The sequence below is a fragment of the Psychromonas sp. Urea-02u-13 genome, assembly GCF_002835995.1.
GTDB lineage: Bacteria > Pseudomonadota > Gammaproteobacteria > Enterobacterales > Psychromonadaceae > Psychromonas.
In genome coordinates, this window is record NZ_PJBZ01000096.1 from 1 (window position 1) to 23,705 (window position 23,705).

Genomic DNA, 23,705 nt, shown 5'->3' on the forward strand with positions numbered 1-23,705 from the left:
TGTACCTCAAGTGCACTAAATACATGGTTCAGACGTAAATTACTGAGTTGTTCGGATAGTTGTTTATTCATTACTGTTCCTTAATGGTAATAATTTTCGCCACGAAGATTATCGTGTTCGATATTGATTAATTGATCAGGAGATTCTGTCTGTAGTGGTTGCTGATCTAATTGATTTGTTAAGATCGCTTTAATGCTTTGTAAGCGGTATGCCCCCGTATCAAGCCCGCGTCGGCAGGCTGCGTTGAGGCGCTCTTTAGGGTATTTTTTAGTTAGGGTGAGTAGCCCTAAACATATGCGGTAACTTTGCTGTGGATGTTGCTTGCTGTGTAATTGGAATTTTACCCACTCTAAAACAGCACTACCAAGCGACTCTGCCCAGGTTTCAAAGCGCTCAGGCGTCCATTTTGCATACTCTTGGTGAGATTTTGGCATGTGCTCATTGTGCGTACTATGACCACCTAATCGAGTTGATTTTAAGTGTTGTGCAACACACTGATTTTGATGGTAAATAGTGACTAACTTTTCAGAAACATGTGCTTCTAAACGCTTGCGGATCAATCCATAGGGGACGGAGTAGTAATGCTTTTCAACTTCCACATGGTAATCAATATTAACCATCACTTTTTAATGTAGGTGTATTGATAGTTTTGTAGCGGTAAAGGTTTCAATACAGGCAGGTCGATACTGTTAAATAATGATGACCGAGTGCCCGATATTTTTTGAAACGGTTTGTTATTCATTCGCAATAAAAGCTCTTTAATAGGCTGATTTAATTGAGATAAACTATAAAACACTTCATGACGCAATACCGACATTATCCAGCGTTCCACAATCAACACACCGTTTTCTGCCTTGGCTTTATCCTTAGGCTTAAGTGGCCTAGCAGGCAAAATAGTTACATTGTAATAAGCTGCCATCTGCTGATAGGTTGGGTTCAAATCAGGATCATATTTACAAGCTCGCGTAGTCGCTGATTTCAAGTTATCAGGGATAAGTAGATCAGGAACGCCACCAAGAAACTCAAAACATCGCACATGACTCATCACCCAGTCCTCAAGCTTCTGTGAGAGTGTTGCTTCGGCATAAGTGTAATTAGACGCGCCTAGCACAGCGACAAATACTTGTGCGCTCCGACATTCTCCCGTATCAGGGTTAACGAGTTGCAGTGTTGGTCCACAATAATCAATAAACAGCTTTTCGCCTGCCTTGTGGTTTTGGCGCATTGAAGGCTGTAGCTTGCTAGCCCACTCTTTATAATGACGACAGAGCTGAGGATAGCTGTAGTGGTTATCACTGTTACGCTCAGCATACTCCTGCCTGAGTAGCTGTTTAGTCACCCCTTTACGTTTTAACTCAAGTTGAAAATCAGGCCAGTTTGGCAATGGAATAGCGGTTCTTGGTGTGTGTTGGGTTTGTAAAAAATGCTTATTCAGTTTTGTATCATTCCATTCATCAGAGAGTGGCCATGCTTCAATTCCTATCATCTTGGCACGAGTGATGTAATTGGAAATGGTGGAGGCTGAGATCGATAAGCTTTTGGCTATTTTACGATGTGATAATTTGGCTTGATATTTTAAGCGTAATATCTCTTTTAGTTTTCTCATAGAAATTGGCTCTGTTGGCATAACTTTTCCTCTTTATAAAAACAAAAAGTAAGTATGCAGATTTAACAAAGCAAAGTGATTTTGGCGTGCTTTTTACTTATAAAAAGTGATCGGCATCGATGAGAATGGGTGATCGCGATGGATGAGAATATGCAGTTGTAATGATAACAAGCAGTTACTGTTATTTTAGCCTTAATGCGCATCTTTTCCCTGTATAAATTCAACGTGTACTTTTAATGAAACGAGTCTGCTATCTGCGTCTTTCTCTCTGCTTAGCCCCTGTAAAAACACAATAATAATGACAACTTTTACACTCTTTAAGGCGTGATGAAACTGTCATTCTTAAGGCGTTTTTCTATGTTGTTGATACACAAAGATATTAAGAAATAAAGACTGAAAATTAAATGAATTAACTGTCATAAAAATAAAGTTAAGATATGGTGGGTGCGGTTTTTTAAGTTTGCACACAGGAGTGGCTCATGAATGAACAAGGCTTTAGAAGGGATAAAGTTAATCAATTCTCTGCGTTATCACGTGTATTCGATTTTTGTTTTATTCCATTAACGTTATTGCTTATCTTAAAATTCAAGCAACAAGAGTTAAGTCAAACCTATGTGGTTTTAAGCCTTATTTATGCCTCCTCGTTTTTACTTTTTTCGGAAACCATCCAGCTTTATCGTTATTGGTCAAAAAACAAAGTCATGGTGCAGCTTATCTATACCGTTATCAGCGCCTTGATTGCCATTGCATGTGTGACCACCTTTCTATTTTTTAACAAGAGTGGTCAAGATGTTTCGCGTGTTGCTATCGGGCTGTGGTTTGTTATTACCTCACTCGGGGTGACTACATGGCGAATCGCACTAAAAATTATTGTTAATTATTTCCGTACCTCCATTTTTCACACTAAGAAAATTGCCATTATTGGTTTAACAACCTCAGGTATCGAATTAGCCGCTGTGTTAAATAACAATCCTGCAAAAGGTTATGAATTAGTCGCTATTTACGATGATAGAACGATTGAGCGTTTACCTGAGGAATTTGCTAATAAATTACAGGGCGGGGTTAATCAAGGTGTGGACAGCGCAAAAGCGGGGCAGTTTGATGTGGTCTATATTGCCCTACCGAGTATTGCGCAGAATCGAATTGCCGACATTTTAAAAAAATTAGGCAATACCACCGTTGATGTACGTATTCTGCCAAGTTATTTATCTTACAGCTTATTAGGCGCGCAAGTCTCTTGTATTGGCAACATTGAAACGCTAAGCATTAATGAGTCTCCTCACCAGGGAGGCAGTTTAATTGCCAAACGTCTCTTAGACATTGTTCTATCTATTAGTATTCTTCTTTTAATTTCACTGCCAATGTTGTTGATTGCTGCTTTAATAAAAGCGGATTCGAAAGGAGATGTTATTTTTAAACAGGTTCGTTATGGCCTATCGGGGCAGCGTATTTCTGTGTGGAAGTTCCGCTCTATGACGGTCCAAGAAAATGGAAATGACGTGAAGCAAGCAACCAGAAATGATATGCGTATTACTAAACTAGGCGCCATATTACGCAAAACCTCTTTAGATGAATTACCTCAGTTTATTAACGTGTTAGCAGGTGATATGTCGATTGTCGGGCCAAGGCCACATGCCGTGGCACATAATGAGCAATACCGAGATGATATCGACTTTTACATGATGCGCCATAAGGTAAAACCTGGCATCACTGGCTGGGCACAAATTAATGGTTGGCGAGGAGAAACCGACAGTTTATTCAAAATGCAGAAACGTGTGGATTACGACCTTGAGTACATCAAAAATTGGAATTTGGTGTTTGATGTTAAAATTGTATTTTTAACCATCGCCAGGGGATTTACCGATAAGAATGCTTTCTAAGCCTTTTCGCATTTTTAAGCGAAATGACTCAGGGCAAATACATTATAAATGCGATTAAAAAATTTAAATAAATTCAAAAGAAATTAACCACGAAGGCACGAAGAAAAAGAAGGTTAAAGATCAAATTGAATTTTTGATCTTGGTTTCTTCGTGTTCTCTGTGTAATGAAGTGGCTTCGTGGTCGTTTTTTATTGAAATAATAGGGACAACGCGATAGCAATACGTATTTTGAAGTGCTAAAAGCATTTTCAATTATAATGCGCTTGCAGTGCGAGATGACTAACCACGAGGAAGAAAACAAAAGCAATTAGGCGTCACAAGATGTTTTTTATGGCACTGTCACTATCATCCTTGGCTATTAGACGTTTTATTTGTTAATTAACCCTACAATTTAATGCAAATAGCGATAGAATCAGCGCCTTAATTAAAAGGAAAACATATTTTGACAGAGCCTGTGTTGACTCAATCTAAAAAACAACCTAATCCACTATACGGTCTAAAATTGGAACAGTTACTAACTGAAATTTCAGATCAATACGGATGGGAAACGCTTAGTGAAACGATGAATATCGAGCGTTTTCAATTTCATACCGGACTTAAGTCAACGATGAAGTGGTTGCGTAACCATGAGTGGGCGAAGGATAAAGTAGAAGACTTTTACCTTTATGTTTATAAAAACTATGCGTGGCCAGACGATAAACAGCTAATGATCCCACCGCGTGATCGTTCGTCATTAGGTGAGCCTGTTTCAGAATCTCCAGCTGAAATTACAGAGCTAACTAATTTCAAAATTGAGCATGCCTCTGATATGCGTGGCGTTAAAAAAAATACGCAACCAAAGAATAAGGCAAATGACGAGCCTGCTTATGATCCATCTAATCCTTGGAATAAATAAAAATGGCTTTAAAACCCACTATTTTCAAACTGACCGTTAATCGTTCAGATTTAAACAATGATATATACGACGCGTTTTCTCTGACGGTTGCACAGCATCCCTCGGAAACTACTGAACGTATGATGGCGCGTATTGTGGCTTTTTGTTTACATTCACAGGAAGAGTTTTTAGCGTTTACGAAGGGGCTGTCTAATGTTGATGATCCTGATATTTGGGCTAAAAGTTTATCCGATGAGTTTTTATTGTGGATAGACATGGGTGAGCCCGCTTTTGAGCGCATTAAAAAAGCCAGCCGTTTAGCAAAAGCGGTCAGTGTTTATAGCTTTAATAGCAAATCAGATGTGTGGTGGAGACAAGGCGAGTCTGACTTCGCAAAACTGAAAAACCTGACTGTTTATCAGTTTCCTTTTGAGCAAATTCAACAACTTGCTAAATTAGCGAAACGTACCATGGAGCTGTCCATTACTATTTCTGGTGAGTCGAGTTTTATCGCCTCTGATTTAGGTGAATGTGAAGTCACGCACTCGGTTTTACAGCAATCTTAATAGTCGGTATAATCCGGCATCTTATCTTACTTAACTAACACAGTGATCTAACATGAAATTTATTGTCAAACTTTTCCCTGAAATTATGATGAAAAGTAAACCTGTACGTAAACGTTTCAGCAAAATGCTACAGGGAAATATCCGTAACGTCCTAACTATCTATGACGAAGATGTGAAGGTTATTTTAGAGTGGGACAAGATCATTGTACGTACTGATAACGAAAGTGCAGAAAATAAAGCAACACTGATTAAAATGTTATCAAGTACGCCGGGTATTGCGCATTTCTTAGAAGTGAAAGAAACAGAATTTACTGACTTACACGATGCTTACGAACAAACAAAAGAGCATGTGGGTACTGGCTTAGACGGAAAGACATTCTGTGTCCGTGTAAAACGAATCGGTACGCATGAGTTTACTTCAAGTGAAGCAGAGCGTTATATCGGTGGTGGTTTAAACCAGCATACAGAAGCATTAGGCGTTAAATTAAAAGACCCTGATGTGACGGTTAAACTTGAAATTAATAGCCAAAAATTATTCTTTATCGATGTACGTCATGAAGGATTGGGTGGTTTCCCACTGGGTTCTCAAGAATCAGTATTATCACTTATCTCTGGTGGTTTCGATTCGGGTGTTTCTAGTTACCAATTCATTAAACGTGGTTCTCGTGTACATTACTGTTTCTTTAATTTAGGCGGTGCTGCCCATGAAATTGGCGTGAAGCAAGTTGCTTACCGATTATGGGAGCGTTTTGGTTCATCACATCGTGTTAAATTTATCTCTGTTCCTTTTGAGCCCGTTGTTGCTGAAATATTAGAGAAAGTAGATAACGGCCAAATGGGTGTTGTTTTAAAACGTATGATGATACGTGCAGCTGCTCTTGTTGCAGATCGTTTAGCGATTGAAGCTTTAGTCACCGGTGAAGCGCTGGGTCAAGTGTCTAGCCAAACGTTACGTAACCTTTCTGTTATTGATAAAGTAACGGATATGCTTGTTTTACGCCCACTTATCGTCACGGATAAACAAGACATTATTGATTGTGCCCGTAAAATTGGTACGGCTGAACTGTCTGAAACGATTCCTGAATATTGTGGTGTTATTTCACAACGCCCAACAGTGAAAGCGGTAATGAAAAAGATCGAAGCTGAAGAAGCAAAATTTGATCTTTCGCTTATAGAGAAAGTGGTTGTTGAGGCAAATGTACTCGATATTCGCGATATTGGCCGCGCTGCTCATGAGGAAGTGACGGAAGTTGAATCTGTTTCTGATTTTAAAGAGAACGAAGTGGTATTGGATATTCGCTCTCCAGAAGAAGAAGATGACGCACCACTAGAAATTGACGGTGTTGAAGTGAAGCATTTAGCCTTCTTCAAGCTTGCTACTCAATTTGAAACTTTGCCACAGGATAAAACTTATCTTTTATACTGTGCGCGTGGCGTGATGAGCCAACTACAAGCTCTTTATTTAAAAGAAGCTGGCTTTGATAACGTAAAGGTTTATCGTCCATAGTTTGTTTTTTATTCGTTTTAGCATACCTTCACAAAAACGGCGTTAAATACGCCGTTTTTTTATGCTTTGATGGTGGCAATTCACAGTTTTAGTTTGTTTGATTTTTTCTTTTAATAATGCCGTCGTATGCTGTCTCAAACAGGTAATACATTCATAATAAAAGGAAGTAAATATGACTCAACAAACAGAGAATTACAAGTTAGTAACAGGTAAAGATGATTCAGAATTTTGTTACCGTATCACTAAATTATTAGCAGAAGGTTTCGAATTGTATGGCTCGCCTTCAATGGCATTCAACGGGGAGCACATGGTTGTTGCACAGGCAGTTGTCAAGCAACAAAAACAATTAGTATAATGTCTTTTTCTAAAATTAATGATCACCAGTGGGTCTCTTGCCCACTGTGATTTAACCTCTGTTATTGCTCGCTAGACATTATCTGCACTATGGTTTTACTATATTTTCACTCTCTTTTAATACCTTATCTGTAATGCGTTAGAGTAAGCGTTTTACCCAATTTTGTGCTCTTCCTAAATACTCATGCCAAGCAACTTTCGTTTTATATAACTGATAAGCATTAGGGATATAATAATAACTTGGAATATCACCACTGCGATTTTTCGCTAAGAAGTGACTTGGTGCCGCCATGGGCGCCGTGCCATATTTATAAAACAGCTTTAGTGCTCTGTCCATATGTGTTGCAGAGGTTACTAACGCTGACTTTTTCCCTCTGATTAATTTTGACATCTGTTTAGCTTCATCATCGGTATCAAGACTTTTATCTAAACGAATAATCTGTTGTTTGGGTATGCCCATTATAATCGCTAGTTCTTGCATCATTTGTGCGTGTGTTTTTACATCCCCCAAATTTGCGCCTGAAACCACTAATATTGCCTTTGGATTCGCTTGAAATAAACGAAGCGCTTCCAAAAAACGGCTGTTAGCAATACTTGATAGCTGGCTATTGACGGGTAAACTGGGGTCTGCAATGCCACCTGATCCGAGTAATAAAATATAATCAAAATTCTGCGCGACATTTTTTTGTAAAATAGGCAAATGTTTACGTTCGACTCTGTGTGTTAATCGCTCAGCAACAGGCATGAAACTGATTAACAAAATAAAGGTAAAGCTACACAGTAATAACACTTTCGCCATTTTTTGTTTTTGGGTAAAAAAGAGTAAAATAAGCGCGATAAAAAAGATAAGAAGAAAAAGCGGTAAGGGCATTAACAAACCACCAATCCACTTTTTGGCTAAAAATAACATTGTAATATCTACCTCGTTGAAATGTGTATGCAGTCTAGCATTTGTAATAGGGAACTCTCATTGAGTGACTCTTATTTTGAGAGTATTGCACAAAATATCTGATTTGCTAGTGGCTTAGGAAATATGCATCTTTAATTATGCTCACCTGGTTCAAGGTTTTATGTGCTTTAATTTTTTGATTTGGCTTGAATTGAATCGGCTTGTTAAGGGGATTTTCTTTTTAACGGTTATGTTTGTTTAAGCACTCTTTGGAATCCGCCTGATTTTTATTAAATTGAGCATGACATGCTTGAATGGTTAGCTATCCATAAGGTAACATAAAAGCGTTTTTTAGCATGGCTTAGCCAATGGCGTTTATATTCTAGATTTACTGTGGCTAATCTATCTAATCGTAATTTTGTTTTCAGAAAGGCGTTTTAATTAACAAATATACCATGTTACCTCAAGATGCTTTGTCAGGCATAAGCTCGATAACCAGATACAGGCACAGCGTGAGGTAATTGTTATTCACTTTTCGATTGTTGTAACACCGAGTTGGTTTTCGAGCTTACGCCCCGTAGGGCAAGGCAACTTGTACCAATCTACGGCGTTATAAAATTTCGAATTAGAATGACTAGGCTTCAATTTTATGCCTGGTATCTCGGCACAATTTGCCTTGCTGACTTTGCATGTTGAAGTAGCATGGGTATACACACATCTAAGTATTAAGGTAAAAGCGTGACACATTTTTATTTCCGACTAAATATCTCTTATCAATCTTTTGAACAACTTTATAGAACACCCAATACCATTGTAAAAGTACGTGAAGAGGGTGGGAAAATGATTCAAATACCTGCGATGCGTTTTGTTCCATTTTTCTCACAGCTTGGTGTCAGGGGACGTTTTGAATTGATCTTAGGGGAAAATAATAAGTTTGAGAAGTTACAACAGGTCAGCCTGTAATCTCATCTTTACTCACTTCTTTTTCAGTCTCGTATTAGCAGTATAAAAAAAAGGACAAGAAGCCTAAGATAAAGGGGGATCCTAGGCTTGGGAAACAGTTATTTCCAATAAGGAATAATATGTTTGAACTCTATTGAGTTTAGTTTTGTATATGTAATATACAAATAAATATTTAGAATAAATTATAGACATAAAAAAAGGATCTTAAAGATCCTTTTTCAATAGTACCGTTTAATGATTAAACGACTTCAACAATCTTACAGGTATTCGTGCTGCCCGCATTATGATCATCACCGTGTGTGATAAGAATCAAATCGCCAGATTTAATTGAACCATTATCTTTCAATGTTTGTATTGCATTCTGAACAAACTCAACACTGCGAGTTGTTGTAGAATCAAACTGAACCGGTGTAACACCACGGTAAAGTGCGCAGTAACTTAGTGTTTGTTGGTTACTTGAAAGTGCATAGATAGGTAAACCAGAGCTTAAACGTGACATTAATAATGGCGTTGTGCCAGATTCTGTCAATGCAACAATCGCTTTAACACCTACGGTATGATTGGCAGCAAACATGGTTGTCATTGCAAGTGCTTCAGCAGGATCTGCAAAAGTATGATTGATACGGTGATTAGACACGTTAATGCTTGGGTGTTTTTCAGCGCCAATACAAACATCACTCATTGCTTTTACTGTTTCAACCGGGAAATCACCAGCGGCTGTTTCACCTGAAAGCATCACTGCATCTGTACCGTCTAAAACGGCATTCGCCACATCCATTACTTCAGCACGTGTTGGCATCGGAGCACTCACCATCGATTCCATCATTTGTGTTGCTGTAATAACCACTCGATTTAATCGACGTGCGGTGCGGATCATGTTTTTTTGCACACCCACTAAACGCGCATCACCAATTTCAACGCCTAAATCACCACGAGCAACCATCACTACATCAGAAGCAAGAATGATCTCTTCAAGTGCTTCTTGTGTTTCAACGGCTTCAGCACGTTCAACTTTTGCGACTATTTTTGCATTACAGCCTGCTTCACGTGCAAGTTTACGTGCGTAATGTAGATCATCACCATTACGTGGAAACGAAACCGCTAAATAATCACACTTAATTTCGGCTGCTGTAATAATGTCTTTTTTATCTTTAGGTGTCAGTGCGGGTGCAGAAAGACCACCGCCTTTAAGGTTGATCCCTTTATTATTTGAAAGGGGGCCGCCGATAGTGACCACGGTATGCACTTTATTACCTTCAATAAAGTCTACTTCCATTTGTACGCGACCATCATCAAGTAATAGCAGATCGCCTTTTTTCACTTCTTGAGGCAGTGTTTTATAATCTAAACCAACTGATGCTTGTGTGCCTTCGCCTTTTTCTAAATCACTGTCTAGGATAAACAGATCACCTACAGCAAGTTGGATTTTGTTATCTTTAAAGGTAGAAACACGAATTTTAGGGCCTTGCAAATCACCCATAATGGCAACTTGTTTACCCAAACGCGCTGCAATTTCACGTACCGCATTAGCACGTTTTACATGATCAGCCGCTTCGCCGTGAGAAAAATTCATACGCACCATGTCAGCGCCTGCAATAATAATCTCTTCAAGGTTATTATCTCTGTCTGTTGCTGGGCCTAATGTGGTTACGATCTTAGTGCGTCTAGTCATTATAAACTCCTGTAAAATAAATTGTTTTCATGAATGATTTTGGTTGAGTTAACAGCAAGATTACTCGCTGTCAGATTCGAATTTATCAAAACGAGAATCTCTAATACCTTCTTTAACATGTTTTAGATTATCTCGAAATTTAGGACCTCGACGCAATGTAAAGCCTGTGGCTAATACATCGATCAGGACCAGTTGTGCAATACGTGATGCCATTGGCATATAAATATCGGTGTCTTCTGGTACGCTCATTGAAAGTACCAAATTGCTGTATTCAGCAAGAGGGGAGTTATAAGCGGTTAACGCGATAACAAAGGCATCATTTTCACGTGCTAATCTTGCAACTTCTACTAATGCTTTAGTACGACCAGTGTGGGATATCAATACAATGACATCACCTTCACTGCTATTAATGCAACTCATTTTTTGCATTACAATGTCATCAAAACAAGTCACTGGGATATTGAATCTAAAAAATTTGTTCAGTGCATCGTGGGCAACACTTGAAGAGGCGCCAAGGCCAAAGAAAGATATTTTATTGGCTTGTGTCAACACATCCACCGCGCGATTAACCAGCGACGTATCTAACGCATTTTTAGCGACATCAAGGCAGGCCATAGTCGATTCGAAAATCTTAGCGGTATAGGCTTCTGGGCCATCATCTTCATTGACGTTGCGATTTACATATGGCGTACCATTTGCAAGGCTTTGTGCGAGGTGTAATTTAAAATCAGGAAAACCTTTAGTGTCTAACCTGCGGCAAAAACGATTCACTGTGGGTTCGCTTACATCAGCCATTTTAGCAAGTGTGGCAATACTTGAATGTATTGCGACTTGTGGCGAAGCAATGATCACTTCTGCTACTTTTCTTTCAGATTTGCTAAAAGTATCAATGTTTTTTTGGATTAACTCTAAAGTATTCATACGACTCTACTATAAATTGTTTTTTTTACGTTAAACTAACTGAATTCATTAGTGTATTTAGATAATACTTTTGATTATGTAAATACAGTTTTGAAATTCTTGAAAGCAATAGGTGAAAATAAATTACACGATTTTGGAAATTTCACTGACGATTATAGGTAATTGAATGTGAACTGTCATTTTATTACAGAATAAACCTGTTTTAGATCAAAATATCTGTTTTTTAATTACACAAATGAGAGTTTGATCAGTACATACTAAAATTTTTGGGGAGAATAAATATGTTATCTGTTGTTGCCGATGTCGGTGGAACTAATATTCGTTTGGCTGTTTGTTGTAATAAAAGCGGTGAAGTAAGCCAAATACGTACCTTTGCTTGCGCTGAGTTTTTAACGCTAGATGCTGCGTTATTTCAATATTTTTCAACACTCTCTGAGAAAGTGAGTGTTCTTTGTCTGGCAATTGCTTGCCCCGTTGAAGATGATTTAGTGTCGATGACTAATTTAAGTTGGCAGTTTTCTAAACTCGTATTAAAAGAAAAACTGCAGCTTGAACATCTCTTTGTTATTAATGATTACACGGGTATCTCATTAGCAGTACCTTTTTTAACTGACCAACAGAAAATTAAAATAGGTCAAGGCGAAGCACAACATCAAGGTGTAACGGCTATATTTGGGCCGGGTACGGGGTTAGGTGTTTCTCACCTTATTCATGCTGCGAATAAATGGCTCAGCTTAGACGGTGAAGGGGGGCATATGAGTGTGTCACCAAATAGCCGAGAACAAGCAGACGTCTTGTTATTATTACAGGCGCAGTTTGGCCATGTTTCTGCTGAGCGTTTACTCTCAGGGCAAGGGCTGGTCAATATTTATCATGCAATTTGTCGTTTAGAAGGTAAACAGGTTGATTTTCATGAACCAAAACAGGTGACTGAGGCTGCGCTTAATAAAGATTGTTCGCTGGCAACACGTAGCTTAACGTTATTTTGTGAAGTGATGGGAGGCTTTGCAGGTAATTTAGCATTGAATCTTGCCTGTACGGGTGGTGTCTATATTGCGGGTGGTATTGTGCCACGCTTTGTTGAATTTTTTAAAGACAGTGAGTTTAGAACATTCTTTGAAGCTAAAGGACGATTTTCGACCTATTTAGCGACAATTCCAACGTATGTGATCACACATGATAACCCTGGATTATTAGGTGCAACTGTCTATCTTCGACAAGAGTTAGGGTTTATTGAAGATTAATTGCGATTAGTGGTTGATTTAATGAGGGGAGTTCTCTATTATCCGCTCCGCTTAGCCCAATAAGCTAAGCAGATGGAAAAGAGAAAGCAGTGTTTAATCACTGAAAATGTAGTGGGCTGTCTGAGTGGCTTAAGGAGCTCGCCTGGAAAGCGTGTAACGGTTTATACCCGTTCTAGGGTTCGAATCCCTAGCCCACTGCCACATTTTAAGAAAGCCCTGTTAGTTATCTAGCTGGGTTTTTTTGCTATCTAGGGTTTGGTTTTTTTACCTGTGCTATTTTTTGTCTTCAGTCTTTCCTCTGTTTCGCTACTACGTCTCTCTAACACCTATTTTCTACACTTATAATCTTATTTTGAGATAACAACTGCTTTGATCAAATCACACAAGAAGTGTAAATCTTTGTAAACTTACTTGCTCTGTTGCTTACAATTGTCTATTTTTATAGGATAGATACACGCTGTATCACTATATTTTAGGGACATCATTTTACTTCAAAGGATTGCTTTAACTCTCTTATTTAAAGGCAATACACAATGACTATTTTTGCAATGTTTAGCTTATTCGCTGGTGTAACTGCAGTGGGTATGTTTGTCGCATTATCACTAATAGTAAATGGAAGTACTAATAATACGAAGGTGTAATCAAGTAATGATTTATTAACCTCTTCGTAAAAAAAGCCTCACACCCGATAAGGATGTGAGGCTTTTTTGTTTCAGATTTATATGTTTATGGGCTTAATGCACTTTGGGCCATTAATACTGTGTTTGTAATCCTGCTATCTTGTGCCAAAAACCGTTACATTCTTTTTGCGCCAATTTTACCGGTGTAATGCCTGTTGTAACGGCCTCTCTGTATTGCTGCAATACGCTGAAAGCTTGATCGTCAGAGGGGCTGATGCGTGCCACATCCACTAAACCTTGCATTGATGCTATATCATTAATCAAGTTATAGCAGTACCCCGATTGCGTCTGTATCCCGTTTAAAACAAACACTTGTTGATCTTCCTGTGTGGTCGTGGGACGGCCTTGTGGGTATTTGATACAACATAACTCGCAATCATCTTTGGCTTTGTTCTCTGAACGTGCAGTAAAGCAACGTGCTGAATAAGCTAAGGGCATAAAACCGTGCGCAAAGACTTCAATTTCAAATTGAGAGCGAATACCTAGATCTTCACAATCAGAAACTGTTTGAGCAAGCCAATCTCGTGATAACTCCACGGGCATGGCCCAACGTTGCATACCTTTATTAACAAATAGGTTTATCACTGAGGCGTTATAGCAGTTAATCGCTGGGCCACAGACAAAAGGCACCTTGAGTTCGCTAAGTAGCTGAATGGCTCCCACATCATTGGCTTCAACACTCAATTCTCCATTTTCACAGAGTTGTTTTAGTACTTTTACTTCAGAGGGCGCTTCAAGCAGCGCCATGCTCGACAAAATCACCTCTTTGCCTTGGCCATTTAATGATTTAGCTAAGGTTATCCAATCACGCGGTTTCAGTTCTCTGCGCTTACTGCAAACGGTTTCCCCTAAATAGATCACATCCGCTTCACTGGAAAGTGCTTGCTGATAAAAGTCTTCGATATTTTGTTTTGGCCAATAGTATAAAAGTGGGCCGAGTGATAATTTCATGTTATTCCTATTGAATTGCTAAGCTTTACTGCCAATCACGATGATAAGCGCCTAAGGTCGTTTGGCTGCCCTCAGATACATTCGCGAGCACGCGGTTCCATTCATCTTTCACTTGATATAAGGCGGGATTCGCTTTGTAACTGTCAATCGCTTCACGCCAAACACGTGTTATTTGCTCTACATAAGCAGGGCTTCGTTGGCGTCCCTCAATTTTAACTGAGCAAATATTCGCCTTCATCAGCTCTGGCACCATTGATAAGGTATTGAGACTGGTTGGCTCTTCAAGTGCGTGATAAAGCTTGTTATCAACGTTGAATTTACCTTTGCACAGTGTGGGGTAGCCTGCTTTTTCATCTTTTTGGTAACGGTCGATTAAAATGTCGTTAAGGCGAGATTCAAGGCCTTTCTCTGTTTCACTCCAGCGAACATATTTGGCCGGCGAGCAAGCACCAACGGTATTCGGCGATTCACCGGTGAAATAGGAAGAAAGATAACAGCGTCCTTCCGCCATGATGCATAAGCTACCAAAGGCAAAGACTTCCAGCGGGACATCAGTGTGTCGTGCAAGCTGCTTTACTTGGTGAATCGACAATACACGCGGTAAAACGACACGTTTAACATTAAAGTTTTGTTTGTAAAAATCGATGGTCGCAGTATTGGTCGCCGAGGCTTGTACGCTCAAGTGCAATTCTAACTCAGGGTATTTATTGGCTGCATAATCCAAGGTGGCAATATCGGCAATAATGGCAGCATTCGCGCCTAAGTCGACACATTTATCAACGGCATTTTGCCAACGTTTTTCGCCTCCTGGGTGTGCAAAGGTATTAATCGCAACATGCAGGTGCTTATTATGATCTCGTACATATTGGGCTCCCTTTGCCAGTTTTTTATCATTAAAATTAAGGCCTGCAAAGTGACGTGCATTGGTATCATCCTTAAGACCAATGTAGACAGCATCGGCGCCACAATCGATGGCGGTTTTTAATGCGGGCAAACTACCCGCGGGGCAAAGAAGTTCCATAATTGTTCCAGCTGCTTTTCAAAGAGGCACAATTGTAAAAAGTTCGACAAAACATTTATTGATATAGGGCAGGGTTGTGTGATTCTTTAGCATTTATACTGCTCTTTTTTGCAAAGAGAATCATTATGCTCAAACCATTACTGAATAACTTCCATCATCAATTAGTCAGCAAAGCCCCTACATTATTGTCTTTGCCCAGCGCACTGTTGCCTTTTTTCATCCAAAAAAAACTACTCTCTGAATTATTGTCGCGTTTATTTAAAGAGGCGATTGAGGATGGTGATCTGGAATTTTTAGAGAACAAATGGCTTAAAGTGGAAGTGACCGATCTCAAGTTGTGTTGGTATATCAGTTTTGCGGACGATAAATTAGTGATTGCACAAAGTAGCCCTCAAGTTGATGTGACATTCTCTGCTAATGTGAATGAATTAATCTTGATTGCAGGGCGTAAAGAAGATCCTGATACGTTATTTTTTCAACGCCGTTTAACTATTCAGGGCGATACTGAATTGGGTTTAGAGATTAAAAACTTATTAGACAATATTGATTTTGATAATTTACCTGAGCGCGCCCAACAAGCCATTCGACGTTTCTCAACCTTTATTCAACAAGGTGTCAATGCGCCAATAACCGGCGTTACTATTTGAGTTTCGATTTAACTGTAAGAGGTTAGTCATTAAAGTGATTGAATTATCACCGTTTTCTCGATAGATTGTTAATATCCTGTTACAGGAAATGATGATTATCACCATTCAGTTAGCTGCTATTTAAGGCTGTTTCCTCGTTGGGGAATGCGTATTTAAACTTCGCTTTTAACTTTTTTTTCTTCGTGCCTTGGTGATTAATTTTTTGAGTTTACAAATATTGTTACAAAGTCGCACTGTTATGCGCGTTACTAAAAATAGAACATCAGTGGATACACATTGATATTTTAAAAGGTGAATCAAAAACCGCTGCTTTTTTAGCAAAGAATAGTAACGGTAAAATTCCGTTATTAGAAACTCCTGATGGAACTTGCTTGGCTGAATCGAATGCTATTTTGAATTATTTAGCTTCTGAGAGCTCACTATTACCCCGTGATGCAATGCAACGAGCAAAAGTACTGCAATGGCAGTTTTTTGAACAGTATAGCCATGAACCTTTTATCGCTGTCGCGCGTTATATTAATATTTATTTAAGCCTGCCTAAAGCAAGACAACAGGAATATCAAGACTTGCAAGCGGGTGGTCATAAAGCATTAGCGGTGATGGAAAAACAATTGCTAGCAACGGATTTTCTGGTCGGAAATACACTGAGCATTGCAGATATCTCACTCTATGGTTATACCCATGTCGCAGAAGAAGGTGGCTTCGACCTTAACCAATATCCTGGTATTTTAGCCTGGTGCAAACGTATTGAATCGATGCCTGGATATATTAATATGCAAGATAGCGAGTTGTAGTTCAAAGTCGGGAGAATAAAGGCATGAAGAAAAATGATATTACGTTTTTGCATACCGCAGAGGTACATGTTGCTACGTTTTCTGATTTAGTGACAAAACATCAACCTAATCATGCATGTCTGCCTACATTAAGCACTGAGCATATTGTTAACAGTACGCTACTTGAAGAGGCGATGGAAAAGGGCATCACACCCGAGCTTGAAGTTAACATTAAAACGGTATGTTTGAATGCCGCTAAAGACGCTCAAAGGGTGGTATGTACTTGCTCGACACTTGGGCAAGTCGCCGAAAAAATCCAACTGGACAATGGTTCGTTTGTTATACGTATTGATCGTGCGATGGCGGATTTAGCCGTCATGTCGGGGAATCGTATCTTAGTGCTGGCTGCGTTAAAAAACACCTTAGTGCCGACAGAAGCATTGATGCGTAGTTCGCAAAAAAAACAACAGACACAGCAAGGTATCGATTATTGTGTTGTTGAAAATAGCTGGCAGTATTTTTTGAAGGGGCAACAACGCGCCTATTTACAGACTATTGCTGACGTCATTGATGATGTTATTGCTAATATTGCTATTGCTGATGTTACTAAACCAAAACAAATTAAATATGATTGCATCGTTTTAGCGCAAGCGTCGATGGCAGGGGCGATTGACTTAATAAAAGAAATAAAAGAAAAAGGGCCACTTATATTAAGTAGCCCAGAAATAGGAATTGAAGCGTTACTGTGTAAATTAGCCGAGCAAAAAAGCAAGCTCACACAGTAGAATATTAATAAAGCAAACTATAGAGCTTTCTACGATATTCACTGACTAGTTTTGCATCATCAATGGTTGCTAATATATCCAGCAAAGTTTTCTTCGCGTCACCTTCTTCATAATTCATATCAACTAATAGAATATTATAAAGTAAGGCTAACGCCTCGCCATTTCGGTTTGCTTGGTTATATTGAATCGCCAATTGGTATTCAATGGACGCTTTTTCTTGTTGCGTGCTAATCACTTCTTCTAGTGCGCTTTCAAGTGCTGTAATTTCCGGTGTTTGTGACGATTGTTTTGCTAACTCTAGTTGTGATATTAGGCTGTGGTAAATCATGTTCTGACCGGCCATTGGAATCGACGCTAACAACGGAGATGCATTTTCAAACTCACCTAATGCTAAGTAAACCTGTGCTAGTGCAAGGTTAATATCGTTGTAATTTTCATTACTCTTATCGGTGATTTTTAACGTCTCTAATAACAGCGTTTTTGCTTGCTCTACTTCACCTTGGGCAAATAACGTTTGCGCTTGTTGTAAAAGCAGTAGCGATTGATCCGGTGTGTGTTTATTAATGAATTCACGGATAAACTGCTCTGTTTGTTCTCCTGCAAATCCATCCGCGCCTTTACCATCAATAAACATAAATACGCTTGGCACACTTTGAACGCCAAAATGATTAACAATTTGCTGTTCTACATCGCAATTAATACGTGCATAGACAAAGGCTTGTTCATCTTCAGCATGAATTTTATCAAGTAAGGGTAAAAGTTCACAACACACTGGACATTGTTGTGACCAAAAAACAACTAATACCGGTTTCTCTTTTGACCCCTCTAGGATGATTTGTGGGAAAGTAGAAACGCTAACATCATGATTATTAACTGGCATGCAGACCTCAATAAAGTAAAAAAAGTTCAATTTTAAGTAGAATATCTTCTTATTCATTGAACACAAGCAACAAAGTGGAATATTTGTCGCTGGTGGCACGATCTATTCGCTTTATTGCTTGTTTTTAGTGTCTCGCAAAAGTAATATTGAGTGACTATAAAGAGGAGATTTTAATATGTTAACAGGAAGTATTGTCGCACTCGTGACTCCAATGGATAAAACTGGCGAAATTGATTTTTCTACGCTTAAAGAGCTGGTTGAATTTCATATAAAATCTGGTACTTCTGCAATTGTTGCAGTGGGTACAACGGGTGAGTCTGCAACACTTAATGTTGATGATCACGTTAAAGTTGTGATGAAAACCGTTGAATTTGCAGCTGGCCGTATCGATATTATTGCCGGTAATGGCGCTAACTCAACAGCAGAAGCAATCACCTTCAGTAAATTATTTGCTCACAGTGGCATTGTTGCAGGCTTAAACGTAACGCCTTATTACAATAAACCAACGCAAGAAGGTTTATATCAACATTTTAAAGCGATTGCTGAATCCTCTGACTTAGCTCAAATTTTGTATAACGTACCCGGCCGTACTGCCGTTGATATGTTGCCAGAAACGGTTGCTCGCCTTGCTAAAATTGATAACATTATTGGCATTAAAGAAGCAACTGGCGATTTAAACCGTCTTGCAGAAATCAAAGCGTTAGTGGCTGATGACTTCCTGCTTTACAGTGGTGATGATGCAACAGGTTGTGACTTCATGTTACAAGGTGGTAATGGTGTTATTTCTGTGACCAGCAATGTTGCTCCTGCTCAGATGGCCAAAATGTGTGAATTCGCGCTCGCAGGTAACGCTCTTGAAGCACAACAAATTAATCAACAATTAATGCCAGTGCATAATAAATTGTTTGTTGAAGCTAATCCGATCCCTGTGAAATGGGCATGTGTAGAGTTAGGTTTGATTCCTTCTGCAGACTGTCGTTTACCTTTAACTATTCTTGCGGATGAATTCCATAATGATGTCCGTGATGCCTTAACAGAAGCAAAACTATTTTCATGAAATTAACTTTTAAACATAGCCGTAGCACTGCGGCTGTTATTCTGGCTTTATCACTTTCTGCCTGTGTCCGCTTTGATACACGCATGCAAGCTAATGGTGAGTTTGAATATCAAGATGCAACTTTAGTTGACGCTTATAATAGTGGTGATTTCAGTAATGAAGAAGCGCGTGATAGTTACGTTATTCCTGAATTAACTGAAGATCAAAAGTCTGTTGGTTTTACAACAAAAGATGTTGATGTACGTCCTCCGACGCAGCTAATGCCCGTCATTGATGGTGTGTTATTAGAAAAGACAGAAGATGGCAGCACTAAAATCTGGTTTAACGCATTTAACCAGAAAGAAGATATGCAAGCTAAAGTGTGGCAGTTACTGGAATCATATCTAGCAACGAATGACGTTGAAATAATTAATAAAAACACCGCTTCAAATCAAATTGAAACGGGTATTTTCAGCGAAAACATTACCTTTGGTAGCTACTTTAATGAAAACACGCTGTTAAAAGAATCGAGTTATAAACTGACGGTTGAAAAACAACAGGATGGGCACAGCGTTTCTTTAACGGTTGATGCGTTAAGTTATAAAGAAGTCAACGAAGGCACTGAGCTTAAGTTTAATCTTGTTGGCAGTCGTAAAAATGAAATTGAAACACGTTTTGTTAATGACCTATTAGCCTACGCTTATAAAGTGAAAGAGTCTGAACAACTTGAAAAGGGTGATGAACAGCCACTTGCGATTAAACTAGGGTTTGATGATAATCATCAAAATACTTGGATTGTTGAAAGTAAGTTTATTGATACTTGGGGTAAGTTACCCGATTTATTCACTTTACTTAATTTTGAAATAATCGAGCAAGATAAAAATCTGGGTTATTTCTTATTAAAATATACCAAACCAAGTGATGATTATTGGTTAGAAAACAATATTAAACCCTTCGAACTTGCACAAGATGAATACTTTATTCAACTGGGTGAAGTGACCGGCGGTACAACATCTATCCTGTGGTTAGATGAAGATAAGAAACCATTAACAGATCAAAAAATCACTGAGATCTATCTTAGTATTACTGACCATGTACGTGGTGCTTTAATCGAAAACGAGAAACAAACGCAAGAATTTTAAACCTTATTGAGTTTGTTAATAAAAGCCAATTGATTAATCATCAGTTGGCTTTTTGTTTTGTGTTTCTAACTTTTCTGCTTCCTGCTCTTCTGCAAGTCTTCTGGCGGCTACTGCTTTTATAATGTGATCGGGTATTTTATGTTTCGCGCTTTGTTTGAGTAATAATAGATTACTTAAAATCACGCCTAGTACGATTGCAATAATCAAAAATATTAACCAACCATTCATATGTTTTCCTTTTTTATTTGTAGTAATGTCTCTAATAAAGTGACGGAGCGTGTTTTACTTTATATTAGGTAAAAAAAAGCAGAAACTTAATTCTGCTTTAAAGTTTAATATAAATGTTTAACTAATCAATTAAACCGTATTGTTCACGAAGAATGTCTACAATTTCAGCTTTTGGATTGTCACTCAGTACAATCTTCTTACCGATGATTTTTTCTGCGATACCCGTGTAGGTTGCAGAAATTTTCATTAGCACTTCAGCAGGTAGAGCATTGTCTTTCGCTAATGCTAAACGTTCTACCATACGATCTTTATTTAATAAAATATCTGGATCAGGGAAGTGTTTTAATAATAACTGACGGAAGTCTTCTTTTGAGTTCTCAACAATCTTACCATCAAGAAATGCCGCGCCATCCCAAATACGTGAAGAATCAGGCGTACCTACTTCATCCATGTAGATAAGCTTTTCATTGCCTGCTTTGTCATTAACGTAGCCAAATTCAAATTTGGTATCAACAAAAATCTGGTCTATTTTAGCCAGCTCACTGCTGATCACGTCAAAGCCTTCTTTTAATAATTTCTCATAGAAACTAATATCAGACTTTTGGGTAAAGTTGAATGCTTCAAAATTATCTTCAATGTTATTACGTGTAATATTTACATCGTCAACAGCAGGTACACCGGGAACACCTTCTAAAATACCTTTAGTAGAAGGGGTTATTAATAGCGTTGGTAATTTTTGGTTATTAGATAAACCTTCAGCAATATTAATACCACAGAACTCACGCTCACCTTTTTCGTATGAACGCCACATTGAACCGGTAATATATTGGCGGGCGATTGCTTCGATCATGACAGGTCTTGCTTTTTGTACAATCCAAACAAAGGGATGTGGGATATCAAGAATATGACTATCAGCTAAACCTTGTTCTTTAAACAGTTTAAACCAATGATTTGAGATTGCGTTAAGGGCAGCACCTTTTCCTGGTACACCATTCATGCCACCTTCACCGTGCCAAATACAGTCAAATGCTGAGATACGATCACTGATCACCATAATTGCAAGTGGTGCATCAGCGCCAACATCATATCCTTTTTCTTCGATTAGACGTTTACTGTCAGCTTCGGTTAACCAATAAACAGAACGAACTTTACCACTGTGTACAGGTTTATCTGTACGGATGGGCAGGTCGTTATTAACGGCTAATACTTTGTTGGCCAGACTCATAAAAAATATCCTTGTGCTTCGTCAAATACAGTCATACTGTGAATAAAAATTTGAGCGGGCAGTTTAACAGATAATGGGTGACTAATCATGGCGATATAACCGTTAAATTCAGTTGTTTTACGCTTATAAGCGTTGTAATTCGCTTTGTATTTCCTGTAATTTTTGTTTGATTATTTGTAAATTGTCCGGGCCCATTCTTAACATCTGTTTTTGTGTGTCAGGCAAGGATTCTAGATTTTTATCTGCATATTTATACATCACAGAGTCAGAACTGAGTGCTAACTTATATTGAATAATGGGCGTTTCTAATAAGTGATCAATGGCTTTATCAAAGGTATGATTAAAACTGCCTGCTGGGTACCCTATCTCTTGATACGCTTGGTCAATCAATGGGCTTAATAAAGAATACAAATCAATAAATGTTTGTGTATCAATCTCACTGATCGCTTGTGCGTATTTATCGTAACGTAAGTAACTATCACTATCTATAGTCACAATGCCTTTTTGCTCGTTAACACTAAACGATTTGACCGGCGTCTCTAACGGGTTAAAGTTATTGACTAACTCACCACTAGAAAAATTATCAACAAATACCACCATATTTCGAATAATGTCTAACGGGACAAACAGTGACTTTGTATCCGCTGTTTTGATGTTTTTTAAGAAAAAGGCATCAGAGTCATGTAAGGCGGGTAATATCACTTTTTCCTGTTGTGGCGTGGTGGTGACCGCTTTACTTGTTTGTTGTGCGCTTGAAGTGTCACTATTAGTGACACTCTCAATGTCCTGTTGTGCAGAAACTGTATTTTCAATTTCTAATTGTTGAGAGGTAGCGGTTGCTGTCTCTGATTCAATCACACTCTCGGTGTTATCATTCGAGAGCAAGTAGGAGTTGATATAGGGGGTTATGCTGGCAGCAATTAAAAAACCGCCTAATACTACAACGGTTACTTTGAGTGGTTTATTGCTCTTCTCTTTTATTACAGACATAAATGCTCACCTGAAAAGTTTGTTTAAAATATTGTGTCAAAATATGCATCTTAACGCTAGTTGATGACGTTAGCATTGTTATCTTAAAGGTTTTCTGTACCGGCTAACACAACCATTTCTTTACTAAGCACAGAAATGTAAGTGCATAATATGATGAATGTTTTGCGTTGTTTAATTATGGCTGTAAAAACCTGACTAAGTTCAATTTAAACGCCATGTTTATGCAAGATATTCTCCTTTCTATTCTACTTTCGCTAATTCACTCTGTAGATATTTAGGAGCATTTAATATGAACTATAATAGTGATGTACAGCGCTTTGTTTGAATGAATATGAGTTAACAGGAGAATTTTTATGCATACAACGAATCAAGCAAAAGTTATCCACGCATCTGTCGATCAAGTCTGGAATCGAATTCATGATTTTCATCGCTTAGATTGGGCGCCTAACGTTATCGAGAAAGTAGATAAAATTGGCAACTTAGCAGGCAATGTCCCTGGTGCTAAACGCCTTTTAAATGGCGCCTTTGCTGAAACACTATTATCACTAGATGAAGTAAATCATCAATTTAAATACAGCCTTGACGAAGGACCATCACCCATTTCGAGCCATGAAGTTTCTAATTATATCGGTACGGTGCAATTAAATGAGACCGGTGATGGAGAGACTGAAATAGTGTGGACATCAAGCTGGGAGGCTAAAAGTGATGATGCCGTTGAGTTTTGTCACGGTATTTATGTCGCGTTAATGGGGGATTTAGATAACTCTTTCCATTAATAACTCAATTATTTGATGACCTTAATTTTGTTGTGATTGGCTAACCACATTATAAACAGAGGCACTTAGTCGTATAAGGTTAATACGACTAAGTG

21 protein-coding genes, 1 tRNA gene and 2 pseudogenes are annotated in these 23,705 nt (G+C 38.5%); 14 read left to right on the forward strand and 10 right to left on the reverse strand.

The window, feature by feature from the left end:
- Positions 1–80: 80 nt before the first annotated feature.
- Positions 81–1,627 (reverse strand): annotated as a pseudogene (gene istA, locus CXF74_RS17875) (IS21 family transposase).
- A 458-nt stretch (positions 1,628–2,085) separates the two neighbouring features.
- On the opposite strand from istA, the gene CXF74_RS17880 reads away from it, so the two are divergent.
- From CXF74_RS17880 to CXF74_RS17900, 5 genes are all read left to right on the forward strand, one after another.
- Positions 2,086–3,486, forward strand: coding sequence for an undecaprenyl-phosphate glucose phosphotransferase (locus CXF74_RS17880; protein WP_101083890.1), 1,401 nt, complete (start codon positions 2,086–2,088; stop codon positions 3,484–3,486).
- 442 nt (positions 3,487–3,928) lie between these two features.
- Positions 3,929–4,381 carry a VF530 family DNA-binding protein gene (locus tag CXF74_RS17885; protein WP_232772572.1) on the forward strand — a complete coding sequence of 151 codons (453 nt, stop codon included), beginning with the start codon at positions 3,929–3,931 and terminating at the stop codon, positions 4,379–4,381.
- A gap of 2 nt (positions 4,382–4,383) precedes the next feature.
- On the forward strand, positions 4,384–4,926 hold the full coding sequence (locus CXF74_RS17890; protein WP_101083891.1) for a YaeQ family protein: 543 nt from the start codon (positions 4,384–4,386) through the stop codon (positions 4,924–4,926).
- 52 nt (positions 4,927–4,978) lie between these two features.
- Entirely contained in the window at positions 4,979–6,433 is a 1,455-nt protein-coding gene (thiI, locus tag CXF74_RS17895; protein ID WP_101083892.1) for a tRNA uracil 4-sulfurtransferase ThiI, read from the forward strand.
- Positions 6,434–6,605: 172 nt separating this feature from the next.
- A complete protein-coding gene (locus CXF74_RS17900) occupies positions 6,606–6,788 on the forward strand; it encodes a DUF1737 domain-containing protein (protein WP_101083893.1) in 183 nt (60 codons plus the stop codon).
- A 138-nt stretch (positions 6,789–6,926) separates the two neighbouring features.
- Here the strand turns inward: CXF74_RS17900 and CXF74_RS17905 are convergent, their stop codons facing one another.
- Positions 6,927–7,697, reverse strand: a complete 771-nt coding sequence (locus tag CXF74_RS17905) for an ElyC/SanA/YdcF family protein (RefSeq protein ID WP_101083894.1) — start codon at positions 7,695–7,697, stop codon at positions 6,927–6,929.
- Between the two features lie 717 nt (positions 7,698–8,414).
- Between CXF74_RS17905 and CXF74_RS17910 the strand changes: the two genes are divergently transcribed.
- The gene (locus CXF74_RS17910) at positions 8,415–8,639 is read left to right on the forward strand and encodes a DUF2835 family protein (RefSeq protein ID WP_101083895.1); all 225 of its coding nucleotides are present in this window, start codon (positions 8,415–8,417) and stop codon (positions 8,637–8,639) included.
- A gap of 238 nt (positions 8,640–8,877) precedes the next feature.
- On the opposite strand, the gene pyk is transcribed toward CXF74_RS17910, so the two are convergent.
- Together pyk and CXF74_RS17920 are read right to left on the reverse strand one after the other, a co-directional pair.
- On the reverse strand, positions 8,878–10,311 hold the full coding sequence (gene pyk / locus CXF74_RS17915) for a pyruvate kinase (protein ID WP_101083896.1): 1,434 nt from the start codon (positions 10,309–10,311) through the stop codon (positions 8,878–8,880).
- A gap of 60 nt (positions 10,312–10,371) precedes the next feature.
- The gene (locus CXF74_RS17920; protein ID WP_101083897.1) at positions 10,372–11,232 is read right to left on the reverse strand and encodes a MurR/RpiR family transcriptional regulator; all 861 of its coding nucleotides are present in this window, start codon (positions 11,230–11,232) and stop codon (positions 10,372–10,374) included.
- Between the two features lie 281 nt (positions 11,233–11,513).
- On the opposite strand from CXF74_RS17920, the gene CXF74_RS17925 reads away from it, so the two are divergent.
- Both CXF74_RS17925 and CXF74_RS17930 read left to right on the forward strand, forming a co-directional pair.
- The gene (locus CXF74_RS17925; protein WP_101083898.1) at positions 11,514–12,476 is read left to right on the forward strand and encodes a glucokinase; all 963 of its coding nucleotides are present in this window, start codon (positions 11,514–11,516) and stop codon (positions 12,474–12,476) included.
- A 110-nt stretch (positions 12,477–12,586) separates the two neighbouring features.
- Positions 12,587–12,677 (forward strand) — tRNA-Ser (locus CXF74_RS17930).
- A 551-nt stretch (positions 12,678–13,228) separates the two neighbouring features.
- On the opposite strand, the gene CXF74_RS17935 is transcribed toward CXF74_RS17930, so the two are convergent.
- Together CXF74_RS17935 and ubiU are read right to left on the reverse strand one after the other, a co-directional pair.
- Entirely contained in the window at positions 13,229–14,107 is an 879-nt protein-coding gene (locus tag CXF74_RS17935) for a U32 family peptidase (protein WP_101083899.1), read from the reverse strand.
- Positions 14,108–14,132: 25 nt separating this feature from the next.
- Positions 14,133–15,128, reverse strand: coding sequence for a ubiquinone anaerobic biosynthesis protein UbiU (gene ubiU / locus CXF74_RS17940; protein ID WP_101083900.1), 996 nt, complete (start codon positions 15,126–15,128; stop codon positions 14,133–14,135).
- A gap of 125 nt (positions 15,129–15,253) precedes the next feature.
- On the opposite strand from ubiU, the gene ubiT reads away from it, so the two are divergent.
- From ubiT to CXF74_RS17955, 3 genes and pseudogenes are all read left to right on the forward strand, one after another.
- Positions 15,254–15,775 (forward strand): ubiquinone anaerobic biosynthesis accessory factor UbiT, encoded by a 522-nt coding sequence (gene ubiT, locus CXF74_RS17945; protein WP_101083901.1) that lies wholly within the window; start codon positions 15,254–15,256, stop codon positions 15,773–15,775.
- Positions 15,776–15,993: 218 nt separating this feature from the next.
- A pseudogene (locus CXF74_RS17950) lies at positions 15,994–16,569 on the forward strand (glutathione S-transferase family protein); the annotation flags it as partial.
- 23 nt (positions 16,570–16,592) lie between these two features.
- Entirely contained in the window at positions 16,593–17,333 is a 741-nt protein-coding gene (locus CXF74_RS17955) for a hypothetical protein (protein WP_101083903.1), read from the forward strand.
- 4 nt (positions 17,334–17,337) lie between these two features.
- Here CXF74_RS17955 and CXF74_RS17960 read toward each other — a convergent pair whose 3' ends face one another.
- A complete protein-coding gene (locus CXF74_RS17960; RefSeq protein WP_101083904.1) occupies positions 17,338–18,213 on the reverse strand; it encodes a co-chaperone YbbN in 876 nt (291 codons plus the stop codon).
- A gap of 175 nt (positions 18,214–18,388) precedes the next feature.
- Here CXF74_RS17960 and dapA point away from each other — a divergent pair, with 175 nt between their 5' ends.
- Positions 18,389–19,270 (forward strand): 4-hydroxy-tetrahydrodipicolinate synthase, encoded by an 882-nt coding sequence (gene dapA, locus CXF74_RS17965; RefSeq protein WP_101083905.1) that lies wholly within the window; start codon positions 18,389–18,391, stop codon positions 19,268–19,270.
- Positions 19,267–20,391: an outer membrane protein assembly factor BamC gene (gene bamC, locus CXF74_RS17970; RefSeq protein WP_101083906.1), complete on the forward strand. Its 1,125-nt coding sequence runs from the start codon at positions 19,267–19,269 to the stop codon at positions 20,389–20,391. Before dapA ends, bamC begins: the two co-directional genes overlap by 4 nt.
- A 33-nt stretch (positions 20,392–20,424) precedes the next feature.
- Here bamC and CXF74_RS17975 read toward each other — a convergent pair whose 3' ends face one another.
- The 3 genes from CXF74_RS17975 to CXF74_RS17985 all read right to left on the reverse strand — a co-directional run bounded on the left by CXF74_RS17975 (position 20,425) and on the right by CXF74_RS17985 (position 22,834).
- Positions 20,425–20,619: a DUF2897 family protein gene (locus CXF74_RS17975; RefSeq protein WP_101083907.1), complete on the reverse strand. Its 195-nt coding sequence runs from the start codon at positions 20,617–20,619 to the stop codon at positions 20,425–20,427.
- Between the two features lie 121 nt (positions 20,620–20,740).
- Positions 20,741–21,844 (reverse strand): phosphoribosylaminoimidazolesuccinocarboxamide synthase, encoded by a 1,104-nt coding sequence (locus CXF74_RS17980; RefSeq protein WP_101083908.1) that lies wholly within the window; start codon positions 21,842–21,844, stop codon positions 20,741–20,743.
- A 123-nt stretch (positions 21,845–21,967) separates the two neighbouring features.
- A complete protein-coding gene (locus CXF74_RS17985; RefSeq protein ID WP_101083909.1) occupies positions 21,968–22,834 on the reverse strand; it encodes a DUF3014 domain-containing protein in 867 nt (288 codons plus the stop codon).
- A 353-nt stretch (positions 22,835–23,187) separates the two neighbouring features.
- Here CXF74_RS17985 and CXF74_RS17990 point away from each other — a divergent pair, with 353 nt between their 5' ends.
- Positions 23,188–23,610 carry an SRPBCC family protein gene (locus CXF74_RS17990; RefSeq protein WP_101083910.1) on the forward strand — a complete coding sequence of 141 codons (423 nt, stop codon included), beginning with the start codon at positions 23,188–23,190 and terminating at the stop codon, positions 23,608–23,610.
- Positions 23,611–23,705 lie beyond the last annotated feature (95 nt).

Bases quoted from the DNA above. Each gene is read 5' to 3' on its own strand.
- CXF74_RS17880 (WP_101083890.1), top strand. From the start codon at position 2,086: ATGAATGAACAAGGCTTTAGAAGGGATAAAGTTAATCAATTCTCTGCG.
- CXF74_RS17890 (WP_101083891.1), top strand. From the start codon at position 4,384: ATGGCTTTAAAACCCACTATTTTCAAACTGACCGTTAATCGTTCAGAT.
- thiI (WP_101083892.1), top strand. From the start codon at position 4,979: ATGAAATTTATTGTCAAACTTTTCCCTGAAATTATGATGAAAAGTAAA.
- CXF74_RS17900 (WP_101083893.1), top strand. From the start codon at position 6,606: ATGACTCAACAAACAGAGAATTACAAGTTAGTAACAGGTAAAGATGAT.
- CXF74_RS17905 (WP_101083894.1), bottom strand. From the start codon at position 7,697: ATGTTATTTTTAGCCAAAAAGTGGATTGGTGGTTTGTTAATGCCCTTA.
- pyk (WP_101083896.1), bottom strand. From the start codon at position 10,311: ATGACTAGACGCACTAAGATCGTAACCACATTAGGCCCAGCAACAGAC.
- CXF74_RS17920 (WP_101083897.1), bottom strand. From the start codon at position 11,232: ATGAATACTTTAGAGTTAATCCAAAAAAACATTGATACTTTTAGCAAA.
- CXF74_RS17925 (WP_101083898.1), top strand. From the start codon at position 11,514: ATGTTATCTGTTGTTGCCGATGTCGGTGGAACTAATATTCGTTTGGCT.
- CXF74_RS17935 (WP_101083899.1), bottom strand. From the start codon at position 14,107: ATGAAATTATCACTCGGCCCACTTTTATACTATTGGCCAAAACAAAAT.
- ubiU (WP_101083900.1), bottom strand. From the start codon at position 15,128: ATGGAACTTCTTTGCCCCGCGGGTAGTTTGCCCGCATTAAAAACCGCC.
- ubiT (WP_101083901.1), top strand. From the start codon at position 15,254: ATGCTCAAACCATTACTGAATAACTTCCATCATCAATTAGTCAGCAAA.
- CXF74_RS17955 (WP_101083903.1), top strand. From the start codon at position 16,593: ATGAAGAAAAATGATATTACGTTTTTGCATACCGCAGAGGTACATGTT.
- CXF74_RS17960 (WP_101083904.1), bottom strand. From the start codon at position 18,213: ATGCCAGTTAATAATCATGATGTTAGCGTTTCTACTTTCCCACAAATC.
- dapA (WP_101083905.1), top strand. From the start codon at position 18,389: ATGTTAACAGGAAGTATTGTCGCACTCGTGACTCCAATGGATAAAACT.
- bamC (WP_101083906.1), top strand. From the start codon at position 19,267: ATGAAATTAACTTTTAAACATAGCCGTAGCACTGCGGCTGTTATTCTG.
- CXF74_RS17975 (WP_101083907.1), bottom strand. From the start codon at position 20,619: ATGAATGGTTGGTTAATATTTTTGATTATTGCAATCGTACTAGGCGTG.
- CXF74_RS17980 (WP_101083908.1), bottom strand. From the start codon at position 21,844: ATGAGTCTGGCCAACAAAGTATTAGCCGTTAATAACGACCTGCCCATC.
- CXF74_RS17985 (WP_101083909.1), bottom strand. From the start codon at position 22,834: ATGTCTGTAATAAAAGAGAAGAGCAATAAACCACTCAAAGTAACCGTT.
- CXF74_RS17990 (WP_101083910.1), top strand. From the start codon at position 23,188: ATGCATACAACGAATCAAGCAAAAGTTATCCACGCATCTGTCGATCAA.